General features: G+C 55.8%; 25 protein-coding genes. 16 read left to right on the forward strand and 9 right to left on the reverse strand.

What is annotated here, in order from left to right:
- From B2R48_RS04815 to ade, 5 genes are all read right to left on the reverse strand, one after another.
- Positions 1–423 (reverse strand): GNAT family N-acetyltransferase (locus tag B2R48_RS04815; RefSeq protein WP_296998397.1); only part of this gene is annotated, 423 nt, incomplete at its 3' end.
- Positions 420–1,070, reverse strand: a complete 651-nt coding sequence (hisH, locus tag B2R48_RS04820; RefSeq protein WP_213475739.1) for an imidazole glycerol phosphate synthase subunit HisH — start codon at positions 1,068–1,070, stop codon at positions 420–422. The genes hisH and B2R48_RS04815, both read right to left, overlap by 4 nt.
- Positions 1,067–1,510, reverse strand: a complete 444-nt coding sequence (locus B2R48_RS04825; RefSeq protein WP_062957115.1) for a DUF2628 domain-containing protein — start codon at positions 1,508–1,510, stop codon at positions 1,067–1,069. Before B2R48_RS04825 ends, hisH begins: the two co-directional genes overlap by 4 nt.
- A gap of 82 nt (positions 1,511–1,592) precedes the next feature.
- Complete coding sequence (gene hisB, locus B2R48_RS04830; RefSeq protein ID WP_008888824.1) at positions 1,593–2,192, reverse strand: imidazoleglycerol-phosphate dehydratase HisB; 600 nt, start codon at positions 2,190–2,192, stop codon at positions 1,593–1,595.
- Between the two features lie 167 nt (positions 2,193–2,359).
- The gene (gene ade / locus B2R48_RS04835; RefSeq protein ID WP_296998399.1) at positions 2,360–4,087 is read right to left on the reverse strand and encodes an adenine deaminase; all 1,728 of its coding nucleotides are present in this window, start codon (positions 4,085–4,087) and stop codon (positions 2,360–2,362) included.
- 246 nt (positions 4,088–4,333) lie between these two features.
- Between ade and hslV the strand changes: the two genes are divergently transcribed.
- Both hslV and hslU read left to right on the forward strand, forming a co-directional pair.
- The gene (hslV, locus tag B2R48_RS04840; protein WP_062957118.1) at positions 4,334–4,894 is read left to right on the forward strand and encodes an ATP-dependent protease subunit HslV; all 561 of its coding nucleotides are present in this window, start codon (positions 4,334–4,336) and stop codon (positions 4,892–4,894) included.
- 59 nt (positions 4,895–4,953) lie between these two features.
- Entirely contained in the window at positions 4,954–6,264 is a 1,311-nt protein-coding gene (gene hslU / locus B2R48_RS04845; RefSeq protein WP_296998402.1) for an ATP-dependent protease ATPase subunit HslU, read from the forward strand.
- A gap of 81 nt (positions 6,265–6,345) precedes the next feature.
- Here hslU and B2R48_RS04850 read toward each other — a convergent pair whose 3' ends face one another.
- Both B2R48_RS04850 and B2R48_RS04855 read right to left on the reverse strand, forming a co-directional pair.
- A complete protein-coding gene (locus tag B2R48_RS04850; protein ID WP_296998404.1) occupies positions 6,346–7,755 on the reverse strand; it encodes an ATP-binding protein in 1,410 nt (469 codons plus the stop codon).
- A gap of 284 nt (positions 7,756–8,039) precedes the next feature.
- Complete coding sequence (locus B2R48_RS04855) at positions 8,040–8,621, reverse strand: malonic semialdehyde reductase (RefSeq protein ID WP_062957366.1); 582 nt, start codon at positions 8,619–8,621, stop codon at positions 8,040–8,042.
- A gap of 254 nt (positions 8,622–8,875) precedes the next feature.
- On the opposite strand from B2R48_RS04855, the gene B2R48_RS04860 reads away from it, so the two are divergent.
- The 9 genes from B2R48_RS04860 (at position 8,876) to B2R48_RS04900 (ending at position 16,741) form a co-directional block, all read left to right on the forward strand.
- Entirely contained in the window at positions 8,876–10,021 is a 1,146-nt protein-coding gene (locus tag B2R48_RS04860; RefSeq protein WP_213475744.1) for a polysaccharide deacetylase family protein, read from the forward strand.
- 191 nt (positions 10,022–10,212) lie between these two features.
- Positions 10,213–11,439, forward strand: coding sequence for a bifunctional phosphopantothenoylcysteine decarboxylase/phosphopantothenate--cysteine ligase CoaBC (gene coaBC, locus B2R48_RS04865; RefSeq protein WP_296998407.1), 1,227 nt, complete (start codon positions 10,213–10,215; stop codon positions 11,437–11,439).
- Positions 11,440–11,524: 85 nt separating this feature from the next.
- The gene (gene dut / locus B2R48_RS04870; RefSeq protein ID WP_296998409.1) at positions 11,525–11,989 is read left to right on the forward strand and encodes a dUTP diphosphatase; all 465 of its coding nucleotides are present in this window, start codon (positions 11,525–11,527) and stop codon (positions 11,987–11,989) included.
- A 93-nt stretch (positions 11,990–12,082) separates the two neighbouring features.
- Positions 12,083–12,538: an RrF2 family transcriptional regulator gene (locus B2R48_RS04875; RefSeq protein WP_008888834.1), complete on the forward strand. Its 456-nt coding sequence runs from the start codon at positions 12,083–12,085 to the stop codon at positions 12,536–12,538.
- A gap of 203 nt (positions 12,539–12,741) precedes the next feature.
- Positions 12,742–13,692 carry a cysteine synthase A gene (gene cysK / locus B2R48_RS04880; RefSeq protein ID WP_062957368.1) on the forward strand — a complete coding sequence of 317 codons (951 nt, stop codon included), beginning with the start codon at positions 12,742–12,744 and terminating at the stop codon, positions 13,690–13,692.
- Between the two features lie 129 nt (positions 13,693–13,821).
- Positions 13,822–14,862, forward strand: coding sequence for a hypothetical protein (locus B2R48_RS04885; protein ID WP_296998415.1), 1,041 nt, complete (start codon positions 13,822–13,824; stop codon positions 14,860–14,862).
- A gap of 27 nt (positions 14,863–14,889) precedes the next feature.
- Complete coding sequence (locus tag B2R48_RS04890) at positions 14,890–15,693, forward strand: HesA/MoeB/ThiF family protein (RefSeq protein WP_296998417.1); 804 nt, start codon at positions 14,890–14,892, stop codon at positions 15,691–15,693.
- Entirely contained in the window at positions 15,683–16,114 is a 432-nt protein-coding gene (locus tag B2R48_RS04895) for a DsrE/DsrF/DrsH-like family protein (protein WP_296998419.1), read from the forward strand. The genes B2R48_RS04890 and B2R48_RS04895 overlap by 11 nt, the downstream gene beginning before the upstream one ends.
- Before the next feature lie 75 nt (positions 16,115–16,189).
- Entirely contained in the window at positions 16,190–16,741 is a 552-nt protein-coding gene (locus B2R48_RS04900) for an MgtC/SapB family protein (RefSeq protein ID WP_213475749.1), read from the forward strand.
- Between the two features lie 42 nt (positions 16,742–16,783).
- Here the strand turns inward: B2R48_RS04900 and ddpX are convergent, their stop codons facing one another.
- A complete protein-coding gene (gene ddpX / locus B2R48_RS04905) occupies positions 16,784–17,344 on the reverse strand; it encodes a D-alanyl-D-alanine dipeptidase (protein ID WP_062957127.1) in 561 nt (186 codons plus the stop codon).
- Positions 17,345–17,363: 19 nt separating this feature from the next.
- On the opposite strand from ddpX, the gene tsaB reads away from it, so the two are divergent.
- Together tsaB and rimI are read left to right on the forward strand one after the other, a co-directional pair.
- Positions 17,364–18,164 (forward strand): tRNA (adenosine(37)-N6)-threonylcarbamoyltransferase complex dimerization subunit type 1 TsaB, encoded by an 801-nt coding sequence (gene tsaB / locus B2R48_RS04910; protein ID WP_296998422.1) that lies wholly within the window; start codon positions 17,364–17,366, stop codon positions 18,162–18,164.
- Positions 18,161–18,679, forward strand: a complete 519-nt coding sequence (rimI, locus tag B2R48_RS04915; RefSeq protein ID WP_296998424.1) for a ribosomal protein S18-alanine N-acetyltransferase — start codon at positions 18,161–18,163, stop codon at positions 18,677–18,679. The genes tsaB and rimI overlap by 4 nt, the downstream gene beginning before the upstream one ends.
- A 167-nt stretch (positions 18,680–18,846) precedes the next feature.
- On the opposite strand, the gene B2R48_RS04920 is transcribed toward rimI, so the two are convergent.
- Positions 18,847–19,095, reverse strand: a complete 249-nt coding sequence (locus tag B2R48_RS04920; protein WP_296998426.1) for a sulfurtransferase TusA family protein — start codon at positions 19,093–19,095, stop codon at positions 18,847–18,849.
- A gap of 252 nt (positions 19,096–19,347) precedes the next feature.
- On the opposite strand from B2R48_RS04920, the gene B2R48_RS04925 reads away from it, so the two are divergent.
- From B2R48_RS04925 to B2R48_RS04935, 3 genes are all read left to right on the forward strand, one after another.
- Positions 19,348–19,770 carry a Fur family transcriptional regulator gene (locus B2R48_RS04925; RefSeq protein WP_062957369.1) on the forward strand — a complete coding sequence of 141 codons (423 nt, stop codon included), beginning with the start codon at positions 19,348–19,350 and terminating at the stop codon, positions 19,768–19,770.
- Positions 19,771–19,932: 162 nt separating this feature from the next.
- Complete coding sequence (locus tag B2R48_RS04930; RefSeq protein ID WP_213475752.1) at positions 19,933–20,727, forward strand: GNAT family N-acetyltransferase; 795 nt, start codon at positions 19,933–19,935, stop codon at positions 20,725–20,727.
- On the forward strand, positions 20,724–21,629 hold the full coding sequence (locus B2R48_RS04935) for a lysophospholipid acyltransferase family protein (RefSeq protein WP_296998431.1): 906 nt from the start codon (positions 20,724–20,726) through the stop codon (positions 21,627–21,629). The genes B2R48_RS04930 and B2R48_RS04935 overlap by 4 nt, the downstream gene beginning before the upstream one ends.
- The last annotated feature ends 77 nt before the right edge of the window (positions 21,630–21,706 follow it).

The following is a 21,706-nucleotide window of genomic DNA, read 5'->3' on the forward strand; positions in this document are numbered from 1 at the left end:
CTGGGTTTCGCGAAGGTCGAGTTTCAAAACGCTGTAGCCCGCTTCACGGGCGAAATATTCAATCGAACGCACGATCGCCTTGCCGTTGCCGCGCCCGCGTGCCCAAGGGGCGACGAAATGGCCGGAAATCTGGGCGGAATGGCGCTGTGCTTCAAGGTTGGCCGGTGTTTCGATCAACTGGGCGGCACCGGAAATGATGCCATCCACGCGCGACACAAACAGATGCCGACCGGGCATCAACAACACACCGCGCCAGTATTTTTCCATGTCCGGGCGGTCCGGCGGTGTCAGCCAGCCAAAGCCGCCGCCTTCGACAATCGCCTGCGTACAGGCATCGACAATATCGGAAATGTCGCCTGCAGTCAGTTCGGTCACGCGTTCGGCAATGACGCCCGGCTGAATGGTATCAGATGGTGCGATCATGGCTTCCACCCCAGGAAGTTCCCGATGATGGTCAGCCCCGTTTTCTGGCTTTTTTCCGGGTGGAACTGGGTGCCGATCATGTTGTCACGCCCGATCATCGCGGTCAGTTCCCCGCCATAGGAAACCGATGCCAGTCGCTGATCGGGGTTGGAGACATGCATGTGATAGCTGTGTACGAAATAGGCGTGGTCGCCATCGGAAATGCCTTTAAGGACCGGGTGCGTCTTGCCCGCCGGATCAAGCACCAGCTCGTTCCAGCCCATATGCGGGATCTTAAGGCTTGGGTCGCTGGGCTCGATGGCCACAACTTCACCGGCGATCCAGTCAAGGCCGTCGGTGACGGCAAATTCACGGCCGACGGTCGACATCAACTGCATGCCAACACAGATGCCAAAGAACGGCTTGCCGCCTTTGATCACCTGTTCGGTGAGGACATCAACCATGCCGGTAACAGCATCAAGGCCCGCACGGCAATCGGCATAGGCACCAACGCCCGGAAGCACGATATGGCTGGCGTTGCGGACCTTTTCCGGGTCATCGGTGACAATGATCTCGTCAGAAAAGCCGGTTTCACGTGCAGCACGCTCGAACGCCTTGGCAGCAGAGCGCAGATTGCCGGAACCGTAATCAATAATCGCAACACTCATGGGTAGGATGGGCTCCCGGTTGAGGGGGTGGAGGTAAGGGCAGCTGCGGAGTGTGGGACGCGCAGCCGGGAATTTTTCGAACGCTCAAAGCAGCGGTGTTCGGCATCGGTTTCATCGTGGCCCGCGACGATATCAACCATCTGCCAGCCGGATGCGGCCAGTTTGCGACGGCGAAGGTCATTGGCAATCAGGCCAAAACCAATCCCGGTCACAAGCGCCAGGGCAAAGTCCATTTCCGGCCCGCCGTTAAACAGCTCGACCGCAAAGGTGCAGAGAAATGAAACCGCGACAAGGCCGAAAAAGCCCAGCCAAAGCCGATGGTACAACGCCCAAAGGCCCGAGAGCAGAAAGGCCCAGAAATTGAAGCCTTCGCGGATCAGGATGGCGTTTTCCATCGGGTCGGCATCGCCGGGATGGGTATGGACTGTGTAAACCTTCATCGAAAACCGGTTTTCTGGACCGGTGGCAGAGTGTTGTCTGCTGTGCCACCGGTGTATTTTCGATCAGATCGAACTGACCTGCTTACAAGGAGCCGCCAAGCGTGCCCTTGGTGGACGGAATTGCATCGGACTTGCGCGGATCAATTTCGATTGCCACGCGCAGGGACCGTGCGAGCGCCTTAAAGGCACTTTCGATGATATGGTGGTTGTTCTCACCATACAGGTTCTCGACATGCAGCGTGATGCCAGCCGCCTGGGCAAAGCCCTGGAACCATTCACGGAACAGCTCGGTATCCATATCGCCCAGCTTGTCGCGGGTGAATTCGACATTCCAGATCAGATAGGGACGGCTTGAAATATCAAGGGCCACACGGGTCAGCGCTTCGTCCATCGGCAGCAGGCAGCTGCCATAGCGCGTGATGCCCTTTTTATCGCCAAGCGCCTTGGCAAAGGCCTCGCCGATTGCGATGCCGCTATCTTCGGTGGTGTGGTGGAAATCAATATGCAGGTCGCCCTTGGCCCGGACTTTAAGGTCCATCAGGCTGTGACGCGAAAGTTGTTCGAGCATGTGATCAAGGAACCCGACCCCGGTCTCGACGTCATAAACGCCGGTCCCGTCAAGGTTCAGTTCGACCATGATCTGGGTTTCGTTTGTGTTACGCTCAACGCGGGCCTTGCGCATGCAAAGCTCCTTTCCTGCAGATATTGATGCATATGACGGGTCGTATGTAGCAATAAAGCTGTGGAAAAGCCAGTTTTAGGTGCCTACGTATTGGCCGCATAATCACATGAATTCATGCATCCGGTCGGCAAACCGTCTTCTACCCGCCATTGAAGGCTGTTTTGGCCCTATACAAAGTCGAACTTATCCACATCAAACAGGCCGCGATCCGTCATTTTCAGATGCGGGATAACTGGCAGGGCCAGGAAGGCAACCTGAAGGAATGGTTCGGGCAGAACACAGCCCAGATCCTTCGCCGCCTTGCGCAGATCAATCAGGTGTTCCTCGACGGTTTCAAACGGCTCAAGGCTCATAAGGCCTGCGACCGGCAGGGCCAGTTCGGCGGTGACCTTGCCGCCATCGGCCACCGCAAAGCCGCCGCCCATTTCAATCAGGCGATTAACCGCTGCTGCCATGTCGGCATCGCTGGCGCCGACCACGGTGATGTTATGGCTGTCATGGCCGACGGATGAGGCTATCGCCCCGCGTTTCAGGCCAAAGCCGCGCACGAAGCTTCTGCCGATATTGCCATTGATGCCGTGGCGTTCGACGACGGCGACCTTGATCACGTCGTTATCCAGATCGGGTTTCAGGCCATTATCGCCGATTTCAAGCGTTGCTTCATCGCGGAAGGTCAGGATAAGGCCCGGTTTGACCTTGATCACCGGCGTCTGGTTCTGACCCGGTTTGGGATCGCAGGCAAAGGCTTCTGCCGAGACCGGGGTGGCCTTCATCGAGCTTAGACCAACCGGGTCGATGGTTTTGCGTTTGGCAAACAGATCCTTGGTTACAAGGCGACCACCGGAAATGACATCGGTAACGTGGCAGGCGTCGAGATCATCAAGGATGGCGATATCAGCCCGCCAGCCCGGCCCGATCAAACCGCGATCACGCAGGCCGAAAATGCGGGCTGCGGAATGGGACGCTGCGCGATAGGCATGATGGATCGGGCAGTTACGCGCCTTCAAATGACCAATGAGGCGCGCAACAAGACTATCAAGGTGACCTTCTTCGCCGATATCAAGCGGGTTGCGGTCATCGGTACATAGCGCCACGAAGCTTGAGCTGTTTTCATCGAGAATTTCAGCCAGTGCCTCCAGATCCTTGGACACCGATCCTTCACGGATCAGGATCGCCATACCCTTGGCAAGTTTTTCGCGGGCTTCCTCGGCCGAGGTGGCTTCGTGATCGGTACGAATGCCGGCAGCCATATAGCCATTAAGATCCGATCCGCGCACCAGCGGCGCATGCCCATCAATATGGCCATCCTGAAAGGCTTCGAGCTTAGCCATGATGCCCGGATCAAGGTTAAGCACGCCGGGATAGTTCATCATTTCCGCCAGACCGACGACCTTTTCGTGCGACCGGAACGGCAGAAGGTCTTCGATTTCAAGCCGTGCGCCAGCGGTTTCAAACGCCGTGGCCGGAACACAGGATGACAGATTGACCCGCACATCCATCACGGTCTGTTCTGCGCAATCAAGGAAGTATTTGATGCCCTCGGCCCCCAGCACATTGGCGATTTCGTGCGGGTCGCACAGGACCGTGGTGACGCCATGGGGCAACACACAACGATCAAACTCCAGCGGGGTCACCAGCGAGCTTTCGATATGCAGGTGGGTATCGATAAAGCCTGGTACGGCGAATTTGCCGGTGCAATCAATTTCGGTCTCGCCAGCATAGCTGTCATGGGTGCCGACAATCCGGTCGCCGACAATGGCGATATCGGTTTCGCTGACCGTGCCGGTGATGACGTCAAGCAAGCCGATATTACGCAGCACCAGATCGGCCTTGATTTTGCCCTGACCGGCAAGAATGCATTTGCCAAGATGGGTTTGGGTAAGATCGCTGCTCATGGTGACTGGTCCTGTCTTCTTGAAATTCTTTTACCATCAAATTCTTTTACCATCTCCAAGGGTAAAGCATGTGGCGCGGGTATGCCCTGAATTTTTTGGGTATCTCTGCGTTGAAACTGTGTTTTGGTCGACATGAAGGTCGCGCGGTCAGCGGAAGCGGTCTTTGCGGGTGGCTTCTGCCCTTGACCGGGGCGTCTGCCGTGCTAACTCTTGGGCGAAGCAATCGATGAGATTCAAGGATAATTCATGAGCGAACAACAAAGCTGGCATGGCACGACAATTCTGTCCGTGCGCAAGGGCAATGAAGTCGTGGTGGCCGGTGATGGTCAGGTCTCGCTTGGTCCGACGGTGATCAAGGGCAATGCGCGCAAGGTGCGCCGGATCGGCCAGAAGGGCGAGATCATGGTGGGCTTTGCCGGGGCAACGGCGGATGCCTTTACCCTGCTGGAAAGGCTTGAAGCCAAGCTGGATCGTCATCCGGGCCAGACGATGCGCGCCTGTGTTGAACTGGCCAAGGACTGGCGGACAGATCGGTATCTGCGCAAGCTCGAAGCCATGATGGCGGTGGCCGACAAGGATGTGTCGCTGGTTCTGACCGGCCAGGGCGATGTTCTTGAACCCGAAGATGGCATCATTGCCATTGGTTCGGGTGGCAACTATGCGCTTGCCGCGGCACGGGCCCTGATTGATCAGGATCTTGGTGCCGAGGAAATCGCCCGCAAGGCCATGGCAATTGCCGGTGAGATTTGCGTTTATACCAACGGCAATGTCCTTTTGGAAAAGATTGATATCGAGGAAGCAAAGTAGGGCGCTGGTTTATCCGGGCCTTCGCAATGCCTCCGTCGCAAAAAGATACGGAATAAATCATGACCCAACATTACAGCCCGCGCGAAATTGTTTCCGAACTGGACCGTCACATTATCGGTCAGAAGGATGCCAAGCGCGCGGTCGCCATTGCGCTGCGCAACCGGTGGCGCCGTCAGCAGCTTGACGAAACCATGCGCAATGAAGTTCTGCCGAAAAACATCCTGATGATCGGGCCGACGGGTGTCGGTAAAACCGAAATCGCGCGCCGCCTTGCCAAACTGGCAGAAGCGCCGTTCATCAAGATCGAAGCGACCAAATTTACTGAAGTCGGCTATGTGGGGCGCGATGTCGAACAGATCGTGCGTGATCTGGTGGAAGTTTCCATCGACCTGACACGCGAAAGCATGCGCAAGAAAGTCCATGCCAAGGCGGAAATGCAGGCCGAGGAACGTATTCTTGATGGTCTGGTCGGTGAGAATGCCTCGCCGGAAACCCGTCAGAAGTTCCGCAAGATGCTGCGCGAGGGCGAGCTTCAGCAAAAAGAAATTGAAATCAACGTTCAGGAAAGCAGTTCGGCGTCGATGCCGACCATCGATATCCCGGGCATGCCCGGTGCGCAGATGGGCATGATGAACCTGAACGACATGTTCGGCAAAGCGTTTGGCAACAATACCAAGCCAAAGCGCATGACGGTCGAAGAAGCCTTTGAGCGCCTGATCGATGAAGAGGGTGACAAGCTTCTCGATAATGACAAGGTCACCGCCGAGGCGATTGAAAATGTCGAACAGAACGGCATTGTCTTCCTGGACGAGATCGACAAGATCACCGCACGTCAGGAACGTGGCGGCGATGTATCGCGCGAAGGTGTTCAGCGTGACTTGCTGCCGCTGATCGAAGGCACGAACGTGTCAACCAAGCACGGCACGGTTAAAACCGACCATATTCTGTTTATCTGCTCGGGCGCGTTCCATTTGGCAAAGCCATCCGACCTGTTGCCGGAATTGCAGGGTCGCCTGCCGATCCGCGTTGAGCTTAAGGCACTGACCGAGGGCGACTTCCGCCGTATCCTGATGGAACCGGAAGCATCCCTGATCAAACAATATATCGCCCTGATGCAGACCGAGGACGTCAAACTCGACTTCACTGACGATGCGGTTGATGAGATTGCCCGCATTTCGGCCAACGTAAACGAAACGGTCGAAAACATTGGTGCGCGTCGCCTGCATACGGTGCTTGAAAAGCTGCTCGATGACATCAGCTTCACCGCCACCGACCGGAGTGGCGAGACCTTCAAGGTTGATGCGGCTTATGTGCGCGAGCAGGTCGAGGATCTGGCCAAGGATGCCGATCTTTCGAAGTTCATTCTGTAATCGAAACATTCGACCGGATCAGATATGCAAAAGGCCAGCAAATTGTTGCTGGCCTTTTTTGTTTGGGCTGGTTTTGATCGTTTAGGCGCTGTGGAGCTTGCGAACATTGTCGCCGGTTTTGGCCGGGAGATAGACCGTAAAGACCGACCCGACGCCCTGTTCGCTTTCGATCTGCATGGTGCCGCGGTGGCGTTGCACCAGATGTTTGACGATGGCCAGCCCCAGGCCCGTTCCGCCAACCGCGCGGGAGCGGGCGGTATCGACACGATAGAAGCGTTCGGTCAGGCGCGGCAGGTGTTCGCGTGCGATGCCATCGGAATGATCGCGGATGGCCACCGCCATGATCCGGTCATGGCGGAAGCGCGCCAGAGCACCCGGCGGGTTTTGGGCCAGACTGATCGAGACTTCGACATCGGAATTGGTATGGCCGTATTTGATGGCGTTTTCGACCAGATTGACAAAGACCTGGGTCAGTTCCTTTTCCTCGCCAACCATGTCGGTGTCATCAAGCGTGCTGGTGACACGGATGTTCATGCCCTTGTCCTGCGCCTTCATGGCAAGGCTTTCAGCGACCTTGCCAATGATTTTTCCGACATTGCAGTTTTCGGACGGCGGGGTGTGTTCGTTCAGTTCAATCCGGGCAAGTGACAACAGGTCTTCGATCAGATGTTGCATGCGCTGGGCCTGATCACGCATGACCGGCAGGAACTGGTTTAACGCATCCGGGTCATCCTTGGCCGGACCTTCAAGCGTTTCGATAAAGCCAAGCAGAACCGAAAGCGGGGTGCGCAGTTCGTGCCCGGCGTCCGTTGCGAAGTCCGCGCGCATCTGTTCGAGTTTGCGAAGCTCGGTCAGGTCGGAAAATGTCAGAACGAAGTTCCGGTCCCCGGCAGCGGCAGGCAGGCGGGCGGTCAGCACGTCAAAATGACGGTGGGCATCGGATGCCAGCACGAATTCCGCGTGCTTCATGGTTTCGCGGTTGTTGGCGACATCGTCAAAGGCATCAAGCAGGATCGGGTCGCGAATGAAGCGGGTCAGATCACGGCCGGTTTCAAGGTTGTGAAACAGGCCATTTGCCGCACGGTTAAAACCGGTCACCACGCGCTGACGGTTGACCATAACCACCGGATTGGGCAGGTGATCGAGGATTTCGGCATCCGTGCTGGTTTGTGCTTCCAGAAGGGCTATTCGATCCCGGAAGGCCGCGGCAATCTGGGTATAAAGCGATGACAGTTCCGACGCGGCCGAAAAGGAAATGTGTTGTGGCGGGGTGCCCTTATATTGATCGCGCAGGTCGGTGGCATAGCGGGCCACCCGACGCAGGTCCCCAAAATAAATGCGCAACATCGCTGCCACGCCGACAAAGGACAGGACTGCCGACAGGATCGCCGTTCCCACGCCAAGCTGTCCCATCGACGCAAGGACGATGAAAACAATGGCGACCGGAAAGGCAACGGCCAAAGCCGTAAGTATCAATTGGCGGAAACCCAATTAACGCTCCTGTTTAAACGGGGTGACGGCGGTTTATCACGCGCATGATCAAAAGTGGACCTAAAATGGTTATGGGCCAGTAAAGATCAAATAAAACTTTGATGACAGTTTTCTAAGTCCTGAAGTGATTGAAAAAAACTGTCGCATGCGTTGCAAACGCGCCGTCTGCCAGAACGTGCCAGACAGCTGTTTCAGGTGGGGAGCGGATTGGACTCCGCCAACCAGCGGACCAGTGATTAATGGTCCGCCGGTTGGGACTGTATTTGTTGCTTTTGCGTCTGTGATCAGATGATTTCAGCACCCTGATCGAAGCTTAGACGCGGTTGGCGTTCAAACAGTTTGCTGCCGTCGCCATAACCGATATTGAGCAGGAAGTTGCTTTTATACGGGGTGCCAGCAAAGAATTCTGCATCGACCTTGGCGTTATCAAAGCCCGACATCCCGCCGCTATCAAGGCCAAGGGCGCGAAGGGCCAGGATGAAATAGCCTGCCTGAAGCGTGCCGTTGCGGAATGCAGTGGCTTTGATCGCCTCTTCCTTGCCGGCAAACCATGACCGGGCATCGGTATGGGGGAACAGATCGGGCAGCTTTTCGTAAAATTCCATGTCATGGGCGATGATCGCGGTGACGGGGGCTGTCATGGTTTTTTCGACATTGCCCTCTGCCAGGCAGGGTTTCAGACGTGCCCGCGCCTCATCGGTGGTGACAAAGACAATACGCATCGGTTCGCAATTGGCGCTTGTCGGTCCCAGTACGGCCAGGTCCCACGCCTGTTTGAGCAGGTCCGGATCAACCGGTTTGTCCTGCCAGACATTGTGCGTTCGGCCATTGTGGAAAAGAAGGTCAAGTCCCTTGGAATCAAGCATGATGCCTCGTTGGTTGAATTGGGTGGATGAAGCTTCGATATAGTGATCCCGATGCTGGTCACGCAATGTGGGCTTGGCAGGGGTGCCATATGAACTGTGGAAAAACAAACAGTTCACTGGTATTTTCGGAGTCAAAATGACCCTTCGAAATGTAAAGCGTGGGGCAGAATGCGGGTTTTCTACTGTGGGGTAGATCCGAGGCGCAAATGGGTTGCGTCCCGGCGTGGGTGAATCGCAAGATACTGGAATCAGATATGGCAATTGAGACCAAAGGGCACAGCGCGATTTCTGCATTCATGCAAGTGATGCCGTCACGCAGATTGCAGGGCCTTATTCTTGGTGTCTCGTTCGCGGCTGGAATTACGCTTGGTGCGACAGCGGGCTTTGCCCAGACTGGTACGGACGAAGCACCCGCAACCGAAGAAAATGCACAAAGTCATGATGAACAAGACGTCGCGATGAGCGGTGATGCGACATCGGCTGTGGTCTTTATGTATCATCGCTTTGGCGAAGGCGACTATCCGTCGACCAACATCGCGATGGAACAGTTCACCGCCCATGTCCAGGAGCTGACAAGCGGCCCCTATACCGTGATGGGTGTTCCCCAGATCGTGAGCGCCCTTTCCGATGGCAAGGGGCTGCCAGACCGTACGATCGGTATCACGATTGATGACGCGTATCGCTCTGTCTATGAGAAAGCCTGGCCGGTATTTCGCGAACATGACATGCCTTTCACGGTATTTGTTTCCACCGAACAACTTGATTCCGGCTATGCTAACTACATGACCTGGGACATGGTGCGGGACTTGTCCGAGGCGGGCGTGACCATTGGTGGTCACAGCCAGCACCATTCACATCTGCCGGATCTTGATATCGAACAGGTCAAGGCAGAGCTTGCTCATTCGGCCAAGCGGTTCGAGGAAGAACTGGGCTATGTGCCTGAAATCTTTGCCTATCCCTATGGCGAAGCCAATTCAGAGGTCATCGCGGCGGTTAAAGAAGCCGGCTACCGCGCATCCTTTGGGCAGCAAAGCGGTGCGATGCATACCGGATCGGATTTCATGTATCTGCCGCGCTTTGCACTGAACGAACATTACGGGGCAATGGACCGGTTTAATCTGGCGGCGAATTCCCTGCCGCTTGTGGTCAGCGATGTTACGCCAAGTGATTACACCCTGACCCGTAATCCGCCAGCCTTTGGGTTTACGCTGGCGGAACCGGCCCCGTCGATGAATTGTTATCCGTCCGAAGGTGAACCCACCATGTCCCGGCTTGGTGAAGAGCGGGTTGAAATCCGCCTTGATGGCCCGGTTTCAAGCGGGCGTTGGCGGATCAATTGCACCGCCATGGGGGCGGAGTCACGGTGGCGCTGGTTCGGGATGCTTTACACCGTTCCATAAGAACTGGACGGGTGCTGGAAAATCCCATGACTGACCATGGCCCGTGAAATCATAACTAAGTCAACGCCATGTCCGGATATCGGGCATGGCGTTTTTCGAAGATTGCGGCGGGCTTTATTGGGTTCTTGCGTGCGCTTGGGGGACAATGTAGGTTAACCACACTTCTTAACCGTAATTAATTGGTAATCACAGTGTCGGGTGACTTAAATCGAAAAACTGTCCTGCTGATCATCTCGGGCGGCATTGCCGCCTATAAGGTGCTTGAGGTGATCCGTCGGCTGCGTGATCGCGGTGTAAATATCCGCGCCATCCTGACCAAGGGCGGGGCAGAATTTGTTACACCGCTTTCGGTCGCGGCACTGACCGAAAACAAGGTTTATCAGGATTTGTTTTCCCTGACCGATGAAGCCGAAATGGGCCATATCCGCCTTTCGCGTGAGGCTGATCTTGTTCTGGTCGCCCCGGCAAGTGCCGATATTCTGGCCAAGATGGCCACCGGACAGGCCGGTGATCTGGCGACCACGGCCCTTTTGGCGACGGACAAGCCGGTGATGATTGCACCGGCAATGAATGTCGAGATGTGGAACCACCCGGCGACACAAGCCAATATCGCAACCCTTGAAAGCCGCGGTGTACTTCGCGTTGGCCCGTCATCTGGTGACCTGGCCTGTGGTGAATTCGGATCGGGCCGTTTGGCCGAACCGGCCGAGATCATCGCAAGCGTGGTTGATTTCCTTGCGGCGCAGGACGCGCCCAAGCCGCTTTCGGGAAAAAAGGCGGTCGTGACCAGCGGCCCGACCCATGAGCCGATTGATCCGGTGCGCTATATCGCCAACCGTTCTTCGGGCAAGCAGGGGCACGCGATTGCCGAGGCATTGGCACAGGCGGGGGCTGATGTGACGCTGGTGAGTGGCCCGGTGACCCTGCCCGATCCCGCTGGCGTGAAGGTCGTGCACATCGAAACCGCGCGCGAGATGCTGGGTGCCGTGCAGGCCGCCCTTCCCGCCGATATCGCGGTTTGTGCTGCTGCGGTGGCCGATTGGCGAACCGCTGATGAAGCGGGTCAGAAGCTTAAGAAAGACGGGTCGGGGGTGATCCCGGACCTGAAGCTTTCGGAAAATCCCGACATTCTGGCGACCATCAGCAAGGCCGGGCCGCTGCGCCCGGGACTTGTCATTGGATTTGCCGCCGAAACCGAAAATGTCACCGCCCATGCGCGCGCCAAACGCTTGCGCAAGGGTTGCGACTGGATTTTGGCCAATGATGTGGCGGCCTCAACCGGGACCTTTGGCGGGGATGATAACGAGATTTGCCTGATTTCAGGCGCGGATGAAACGGCTGATGAATGCTGGGAACGCCAAAGCAAAACCGGGGTTGCCCGTGCATTAAGTGCGCGCATCATCAAACACTTTTCCTGACGGGCGTGGCCCATACCATGGTCCGGACGGCAAACAACAGACAAGACCGGCAGCTGACCCTGCCGGGAGAAGACAAGGATAAAGGATGTCGCTTTTAAGCGTTGATTTAAAACAGCTTCCCCACGGGGCAGATTTGCCATTGCCGGAATACGCAACCGCGCAGTCGGCAGCCGTTGATTTGCAGGCCGCAATTGAAGGGACGCTGGTTCTGGAACCGGGCAAGCGTGCCATGGTTGAAACCGGCATTGCGATTGCCCTGCCCGCCGGATTTGAAGCACAGGTCCGCCCCAGATCGGGCCTTGCGGCGAAAAACGGGGTTACGGTTCTGAACAGTCCGGGCACGATTGACGCCGATTATCGCGGCGAGATCAAAGTTATCCTGATCAATCATGGTGACGAAGCCTTTGAAATCGAGCGCGGCATGCGCATTGCCCAGCTGGTCGTCGCACCGGTGACGCAGGTGCAGTGGCACGCCGTAGAAGACTTGAATGAAACTGCGCGCGGTGCGGGTGGTTTCGGTTCGACCGGAACAGCAAGCCCGGCCAGATAGGCCGGTGAAACAGTGCTGGTCAATCAGGTTTGACGCTATCTGGTTGTGTCGTCTGGGGGGATGGCAGAACCGCAAGGGGAGTTGAGTGAAAAGATGCTAAAGCTTTCTAAGAAGATGCTGTTTGCGATCGAGGCGGTCGTGGATATTGCCTATAACGCGGCGGGTGAACCGGTGCAGAGCCGGGATATCACTGCGCGTCAGGGCATTCCGAAACGCTATCTTGAACAGACCCTGCAGCAATTGGTGCGCGCAGACATCCTGGTCGGCGTGCGGGGCCCGCGCGGGGGCTATCGTCTGGCGCGTGAACGCCGTCGCATTACGCTGGCCGATATCGTGTCGGTGATCCGGTCGATGGAAACATCCGATGACCCGATCGAGGATCCGGCAGGATCGCCACTGGGCAAGGAAGTCGTCCGTCCGCTGTGGCGGGAATTGCAGGACGAAATGATGAAGCAGCTTGAAAAGATCACGGTCGAAGACCTGTGCAATCGCGCGCGTGATGCGGGTCTGCGCAGCGGGATTGAAGAGTCCCCTGATTTCATCATTTGATCTTATCGGGGTGCAGCGGTTTGGTGTATCGTCATTCAACAAGAAACTGCTGCTATTGAGGATAAAACTACAAGTCTATGGAACGTTGCCGGGCACCGGGCATGTAAAAATTTCTTCTATCCATTTGACCTGGATGAATAGCGAGATAAATACATGTGAAACATGTGCTTGATGGCAAAAATACAGAAACGTGCGAGGAAAACATGACTGAGTTTCGCGGCAAGATTTACGACAGCATCATCGACACCATTGGCGCAACGCCGCTGGTACGTCTTTCGCGCCTGGCAGAGGCCGAAGGTGTCAAAGCCGACCTGATCGGCAAGCTTGAATTCTTTAATCCGCTGGCCTCGGTCAAGGACCGTATCGGCCTTGCGATGATCGAAAATGCCGAGAAATCGGGCAAGCTTAAGCCGGGTGCAACCCTGGTGGAGCCGACCTCGGGCAATACCGGTATTGCGCTGGCTTTCGTCGCAGCGGCAAAGGGATACAAGCTGATCCTGACCATGCCGGAAAGCATGTCGCTGGAACGTCGCAAGATGCTGATGCTTCTGGGCGCGCAGATTGATCTGACCCCGGCAGCCAAGGGCATGAAGGGTGCGGTTGCCCGTGCCGAGGAATTGGTTTCCGAAATTGACGGTGCCGTCATGCTTCAGCAGTTTGACAACCCGGCCAACCCGGAAATTCACCGTAACACCACGGCCGAGGAAATCATCAAGGATACCGCTGGCAAGGTAGATATCTTTGTTTCCGGTGTTGGTACCGGCGGGACCCTGACCGGGGTTGGTGAGGTGCTGAAAAAGCACAACCCGAACATCCAGATCGTTGCGGTCGAACCGGAAGACAGCCCGGTTATTTCCGGTGGCGCACCGGGCCCGCACAAAATTCAGGGCATTGGCGCCGGGTTCATTCCGGGCAACCTGAATACTGATGTGATCGACACCGTGATGACCATCGGCAATGAAACGGCCTTTGCCACCGCACGCAAACTGGCCAGCATCGAAGGTCTGCCGACCGGCATTTCATCGGGTGCTGCAGTCGCGGCAGGTATCGAGCTTGGTCAAAAGCCTGAGAACGAAGGCAAGCGCATCGTGGTGATCGTGCCGAGCTTTGCCGAACGGTATCTGTCGACCCCGCTGTTTGAAGGTCTGCAGTAAGCGCCATCCAGTCGAATTCATGATCAAGGGCCCGGTTTCGACCGGGCCTTTTTTCGTACGCATCGCCTGCTTGCCTCTGGATGTCGGGCGTTATGGTCCCAATGTGATAGAGGCAGAAGGGAGCAGTCCATGGCATGTGCGCGACAAATAGACCGTGAAACCGGCGGTGTGAATTGGCTTTGCATCGCGCTGTCAGTGATTATTCTTTTTTGTTTCGGAGTCAAAACATCCAGTGCAGACCATGGAAAACACAATCTGCGCATCCTTGTCGCTGACGATGTGCTGGTTGATTACAAGCGGTTCGTTGATGGGCGTGATCCGCTTGAGATTGAGGTGTTTGACGGCAAACATAGCCGTCGCGACGTTGTCGAGGTTGTCTTGCTTCAGCAGGCATTGCGCCGCGGTGGCTGGCTTGGTGCGTTCGAGCTGCTGCCCGGGGGAAACTATGCCCGCATGATGCATATGCTTGCCAATGGCGAAGCTGACATCACCGGTTCATCGACCTGGCTTCGTGATATTGAACACAAGGCGGATCGCATTGCATCTTCAACGGCGCTTATTCCCGAAGGCCGGTTTGAGGCAGGTTTTTACATGCTTGCGGACAATCCAAATCGGTTAAAGGTCAAGAACCTCAGGGGTATTCGTTTGCTGCGCGCTGCGTCCAATCGTCACTGGATCCCCGATTGGCAAGCGTTGGCCAAGCTTCACCTTGTCGATCTTATTCATGTGCCATCGTGGGAATTGATGGTCCAGTTCGTTGCCGAGGGCCGTGCCGATTTTCTGTTGGCCCCGTTTCAACCCGGCCCGGAGATGGAACTGGTGGTCAATGGGAACAGCTTGTTGCCCATTCCGGACTATAAGATTGCCCTTGATGGCAGTCGCCATTTTGCCGTCACACGCGCCACACCTTACAGTCAGGACCTGTTGGTCGCACTTGATCAGGGGATTGCCGAGCTTGAGCGGATCGGCCGGATCGAACAGGCTTATCGCGAGTCAGGCTTCTTCCACCCGGATGTTACCGACTGGAATATGATCGGTTCAGATGGGTTCGGTCAGTCGCATTTGATGCCTGATCATCTGGCTGACGACCCTGATAATTCCATGCAGAACCAAATCTTTTCCTTGAGCGATATCACCAGCAGGCTATATCCAGAAACAACCGACTTTTAATCCGGCCTGACAGGATAATTTGACCGCGTGAGTGATTTCGAATTCAGCGAAAATGAAGTGCAACGTTATGCCCGCCACATTGTCCTTCGGGAAGTTGGCGGCACGGGGCAGATGAAACTTAAGCGCGGTCGGGTTCTGATCGTGGGCGCGGGCGGGCTTGGCTCGCCGCTTGCCATGTATCTGGCGGCTGCCGGGGTTGGCACGATCGGGATCGTTGATGCCGACACGGTCGAACTTTCCAATCTGCAACGCCAGATCGCACACGGCATGAAGGATATCGGAACGCCCAAGGTCGATAGTGCCAGGGCGACCATGGGTGACATGAACCCCGAAGTGACCGTGCATGCCCATAATACCCGCCTCGATGCATCAAACGTCATGGATCTGATTGCCGATTATGATGTAATTGCCGACGGGTCGGATAACTTCGATACGCGCTTCTTACTCAACGATGCCTGCTATCTGGCCGGCAAAACGCTGGTTTCCGGGGCTGCCCTTCGTTTTGACGGGCAGGTATCGACCTTCAAGGCCCATCTGGGCGCCCCGCATCCCTGTTATCGCTGTATTTATCATGCCCCACCACCCGAAGACGCCATTCCATCCTGTGCACAGGGTGGTGTGTTGGGATCGGTTGTGGGCATGGTCGGCGGTGTTCAGGCGACAGAGGTGCTCAAGGAACTCATGGGCATCGGTGATAGCTTGTCGGGGCATCTTTTGATTATGGATGCGCTTTCGGCATCTTTCCGCAAGATCAAGGTGCCGCGCGATCCGGGCTGCCCGACCTGTTCAGATAACGCCACAATCAAGGACCTGTCTATTCATGAGCACTGAGTCTGATACGCCCAAAAAGCTCTCCTTGGTGGTGTTTTCCGGGACCTATGAAAAAGTTCATTACGCCCTCGTAATGGCATCAGCCGCCTTGGCATCGGGCCGTGACGTGACCTTGTTCTTCACCATGGATGCCAGCCGGGCGCTGTTTGCACCGTCGGGTTGGCGCCATCTGCGCACCGAGGTGGACGGGGCGACGGCGACCTCGATTGATCTCAGTTACTCAACGCGTGGCATTGGCACTTTCGAAGAACTGTTGTCGGCCTGTGCCAGCCTGAATGCCAAGTTTATGGTCTGCGAGATGGGCCTGCGCGCCCTTGGTCTTGAGAACGAGGCAAAACGTGATGACCTGTCGATTGAAACCGGCGGTGTTGTGACATTTCTTAATGATGCCAAGCAAAATGGCGAGATGCTGTTTATCTAGGGATTAACCGTAAAACGGGAACAAGTGCTGTCGGACCAACGTTTTAGGGGTTCCTGAAACCAGACAGGCCCGGACATGCTGACCGACCTTCCCTATTTCGCCACGGCGGAAAAATATTTCGATATTGGTGTGATCGATATGATTGCGCGTCTGGTGGCGGCAACAGTCATCGGCATGCTGATCGGGTTGAACCGTGATGTGAATGGCAAGCCGACCGGCATGCGGACCCTTGCACTTGTGTCATTGGGCGCGGCTGTTGTGGCAGTGGTCGCCGTGCATTTTCAGGATCTGATTGACCATCCAGATGCACTTTCGCGCGTTGTTCAGGGGATTTTGCAAGGTGTTCTGACCGGTATCGGCTTTATCGGCGCTGGCGTGATCCTGCGCCAGCCGCAAAGCATGTCGGTTTCCGGCCTGACCACGGCGGCGACCGTTTGGATTACCGCCGCCCTTGGTATTGCCTGTGCCCTTGCGGCGTGGCACATCGTCGTAATCGCGACTGTCCTGACATTTATTGTCCTGATCGCGCTTAAGCCGATCGAGACACTTCTGGTGCGCTGGGTCGGCGATGGTGACCAGGAAAATGCCGACAACCCCGAACAACAGAAATCAAACACGAATGGCTAATATCGGTTGGTCGCACCAGCACGGTGTTTGAGGCGCGGCTGGTTATTTCGCCATCAGTGGTTTGGCAAGGGCGGTGTCAGAAAAGACGGGATATTTGCTGCGTGCGTTGGGCAACTGATAATGCCACCATTCGTGATCATAATATTCAAACCCTGAACTGACCATGATGCCGAGCAGCAAAAAACGGTTGGCTTCGGCCTGTTTGGAGATCAAATCCGATCCGTGATAGGACCGGATATGCATTTCATCAAACCCTGCCCCCATATCCAGTTCCTTGCCGTTTTGATCAATCAGGGTTAGATCAATGGCCACACCACGACCATGTGGCGATCCGAAATCGGGGTTGGCGACGAAATCGGGGTTGGGTGAATGGTTCCACAGCGCGCGTTGCGCTTCCTGGGGCCGAAACGCATCCAGAATGCGAAGTTTCACCCCCTGACGACGTGCCATGGCAGAGGCCTTTTTGAGGCATTTGGCCGCATCCGCATGAAGATAGCAGGCAGGTCGTGTATAAATCGGTGCCCCGGTGAAATTGCGATCCGTGGCATAGACGATATCAATTTCGACATCATATTCTTGTGGCGTAATTTCGACCAGCGCCATCGCCGGAGGCCCCCTGTTCTTGTCGTTCACCGATTACATAAAGAAGATGCTGACTGGACAGTCGCGCTCATCAGATAGCGCAGACCTTAACGCATCGCAAACCGCATCCGCAAAGACGGAAAAGTCCGGACCGACGATTTTGGCGATTGATACCGCCTCAACGTCGCTGTCGACCGCTGTTTTGATTGATGGCGAAGTGAAGGGCGAGCTTTATGAGGACATGGAACGCGGTCAGGCCGAACATCTGATGGGCTTTATTGCCAAAAGCCTTGAAGTGGCAAAAGTCGATTTTGCCGATCTTGATGGCATCGCCGTAACCGTCGGACCGGGTGCGTTTACCGGTATGCGCATTGGTCTTTCGACCGCGCGTGCCCTTGGTTTGGCACGCAAGATCCCGGTAGTTGGTGTCAGTTCGCTTGAAGCAGTCGTCTATGGCGTGTCCGAGCGTGACCAGCAGGGGCGCAATATCCTTGTTGCGCTTGATAGCAAACGAAACGAGATTTTTGCACAGGCCTTTGACGGCAAAAAACGCCCGCTTAGCACCGCAGAATGTGTGGCGCTGCGCCAAGCCCTTATGATGGCACCCCCGGGGGATACGTTGCTTGCCGGCGATGCGACCCCGCGGCTTTTGACGGCGGCGGCCCATGCCCCCGATGCCTTTTATGATTGTACCGCGCCGGGTCTTCCGCGTGCGGGAAATGTGGCACGGATTGCGGCAGAGCGTTGGGAAAGTGGTGAAAACCTGGCCCCGGTGCCGCTTTACCTGCGTGCGCCAGATGCGCGGCGCATCGAAGATCAGGGACCGCAGAAAAAGAAATGACCCCGCCCAATCCCAGCGATGGCAGCACCGATAGCGACGCCCCGAACATTGAGGTGGTGCCACTTACCGCAGCCTTTGCATCGGTGGCCAGTGCGCTGCATGCCAAGGGGTTTGACGATGCTTGGGATTCGGATGCCATCATCCGGCTTCTCGATGTGCCAGGCGCCTTTGGCATTCTGGCCTATCGCCCCGGCGATACTTCGAAAAACGCCGAAGACCAACCGCTGGGCTTTGTTCTGGTACAGGCTGTTCTGGATGAAGCCGAGATCAATACCATCACGGTTGCCCCGGATGCGCGGCGCATGGGTGTTGGTCGTGCCTTGCTTAAGGCTGTCGAGGAACGTCTGCAACAGGCAGATGTTAACCGCATTTTGCTGGAAGTGGCCGTGGATAACGACGCAGCGATTGCGCTTTATCAGCAACACGGTTTTGCCGAGGTGGGGCGCCGCAAGGGGTATTATGCACGCCAGGGCGGCGACAAAATCGACGCACTGGTTCTTGAACGTTTGCTCTAGAAGATTTTCCGCAACATGGATGTGCAGAGCAAACCACGACAAGAAGTTTGGTTTCCCAACATGGTCTTAGGCAATTTGGAGCGATTTTAATCGGCTATATCCACATAAATAGTGTGGTTTTGAGCGCCAACCTGTTGTAGTGTAAGCCTGCATTGGAACCGGCGGTTTCACGAACCCTTGCGGATTTTGAGCCTGTAGGTTCCGGGTGTATCAGCGATTTCGACCAGTTCGATGACTTCGTCGCCCATCTCGGTTACCGAGCGCGGAACGTTTTTTAACGGTTCACCAGCGCCAAGTGTTACTTCAAGAACCTGACCCGGTGTCATGGTTTCAAGTTTGAGGCGGGTACGTACAAACGTCATCGGGCAGACGTCCGTTGTGATGTCTATTTTCTGGTCCGGGGTCGCGGTGGCCATGCGGTCTCCTGCCTTGATGCGTGACTTTGAAGTAGCGTCCTTCATCGCGGGTGGCAAGTGGGCACTGGAATGCCGATATGATTGTGATTGCGGGTGATTGAAACCGGCGATTTGCATGAAGCGGAATATATCGCGAATTCGACCTTGCGATATGTGGCGGATTTTTCAATATTTAGCCACACGAGATCGACGCCTGAGATACGTCTCGGCTGGGGACAGGTGGAACCGGAAACGGAAACGAGAAACAAGACAATGCTTGCAGAATCAACTATCGAGCAGAAATGCATCGACGCGGGCCTGAAAATGACGGGCCAACGCCGGGTGATTGCCCGTGTGCTCTCTGAGTCCGAAGACCACCCGGACGTCGAACTGGTTTATCGTCGGGCGACCGATATTGATCCGAAGATTTCGATTGCGACCGTATATCGCACCGTCCGCCTGTTTGAAGAGGCCGACATCCTTGAAAAACACGATTTCGGTGATGGTCGCGCCCGTTACGAGGAACTGACCGAAGAACATCACGATCACCTGATCGACATGCGTTCGGGTGACGTGATCGAGTTTTCGAACGAAAAAATCGAAAAGCTTCAGGAAGAGATCGCCAACGAGCTGGGCTTCCGTCTGGTTGGTCATCGTCTTGAGCTTTATGGTGTTCCTTTGAAAGATGGCAAGTAAATCTGCCCTTCAACCGAACGCTGGACTTAAGGTTTTCAAGGCCACTTGCTGAAACAGGCAAGTGGCCTTCATATATCTGTTACCTGTTCTTCACAAAGCCTTCACTCGCTCTTCACCCAATTCTTGCGCAAAATCCGTGCAGTTGAACGAAAGGGTGTTGTCATGCGTGACGAAAAAAAGCTTCAGCGGCTTGAGGTACGACTCGCCGAGAATCAGGATGAAATTCTCGCCAGCCAGAAGCTTCGCTATAAAGTGTTCTATGAAGAACGCGGCGCCATACCAAGCGACGAAATGGCCGCCGAAAAGCGCGATTTCGATCACTACGATCCGCTCTGCGACCATCTTCTTGTTCTTGACCATACTCGTGGTGCCGGTGCTGATGCGGTGGTCGGGACCTATCGTTTGCTGCGCCAGTCGGTTGCCAATGAACATGGCGGCTTTTACAGCGCGGACGAGTACCACATCGAAACCATGCTTAATGCGGTAAAGGAAACCGGCGAGATCATGGAACTGGGGCGTTCCTGTGTTGAGGCCGAATACCGCACCATGCCGACCTTGCAGCTTCTGTGGCAGGGGATCGCGGCATACGTTTTCAAATACGACATCAAACTGATGTTTGGCTGTGCATCCTTTCACGGGACGGACCCGGATGCCTTCAAGGATGTTCTGACCTATCTGCATCACAATCACCTTGCACCCGAAGACATGCGCCCGCGTGCGATCGCCGATCGCTACGAGCCGATGATGCGCGCCGAGATCGATGGCATCGATCAGCGCCAGGCATTGCGTGACTTACCACCGCTTATCAAAGGCTATCTGCGGCTGGGTGGTTTTGTTGGTGACGGGGCGGTGATTGATCATCAGTTCAACACCACGGATATCTTCATCGTGTTGCCGACCGAAAAGGTGACGGATCGCTATTACAAGCATTACGAACGCACCGCGAGGGTATCGTGAACTGCTATGTGTGTGCTGCCATCCGCCTGATGGCTTATGTGCTTCTGACACTGGTGTTGTTGCCGGTTCAGATGGTCGCAATTGCCGCGAGATTGAAGCTGGCTGATGAATTGCCGCGTTTCTATCACGCCCTGTGTCTGCGCATTTTGCATATCGAGGTCCGGGTTTCGGGCGTCGATATGATGGATGGTCCGGGGGTCATCGTGGCCAACCACGCATCCTATCTTGATATCCCGGTGCTCGGTGCCTTGACCCGTGGCAGTTTCATTGCCAAGACCGAAGTTGCTGACTGGCCTGTCTTTGGGTTGCTTGCCAAACTTTCGCGCACCACCTTTATCGAACGCCGTGCCGCGCGTTCACGCGAACAGAATGATCAACTGAGCCAGCGTTTGGGTGATGGCGACAAGCTGATCCTGTTCCCGGAAGGCACAAGCAACGATGGCAACCGTGTGTTGCCGTTCAAATCGACTTTGTTTGCGTCGGCTGAACGGGTGATGCCCGATGGATCGCCGGTGCGCTTCCAGCCGATTTCGATTGCCGCCACCCGTCTTGACGGGGCGCCGATTGGCCGCGATTTGCGGGCATTTTATTCCTGGTACGGGGATATGGACTTGGCCCCGCATTTGTGGCAGTTTCTCGCGCTCGGCAAGGTGACGGTGGAGATTGTTGTCCATCCGCCCGTGACGCTGGCAGACGCAGCCGGATCACGCAAGGAGCTTGCCCGGATGTGTGAAGCCCGCGTTGCCCAGGGACATCAGGCAGCTTTGCGTGGCCTGCATCAGGGTGTGCCGGTTCAGTTGATTGACAGCGATCTGTCCGGTGAGCTTATTGGCAGTTCGCCGCTTGCGATCATTTCGGAAGATTTTCGACTGTTTGGCCCGGATCGACAGTTCGGCTCCTGATCGTTTTGCCGTATAATGCACCGGTTGATGTGAAATTCGGTTTCACCTGACCGGGTTTTCAGATAACGAGATGTCCG

Origin of the sequence: Thalassospira sp. UBA848 (genome assembly GCF_002295455.1) — a bacterium.
Classification (GTDB): Bacteria; Pseudomonadota; Alphaproteobacteria; order Rhodospirillales; family Thalassospiraceae; genus Thalassospira.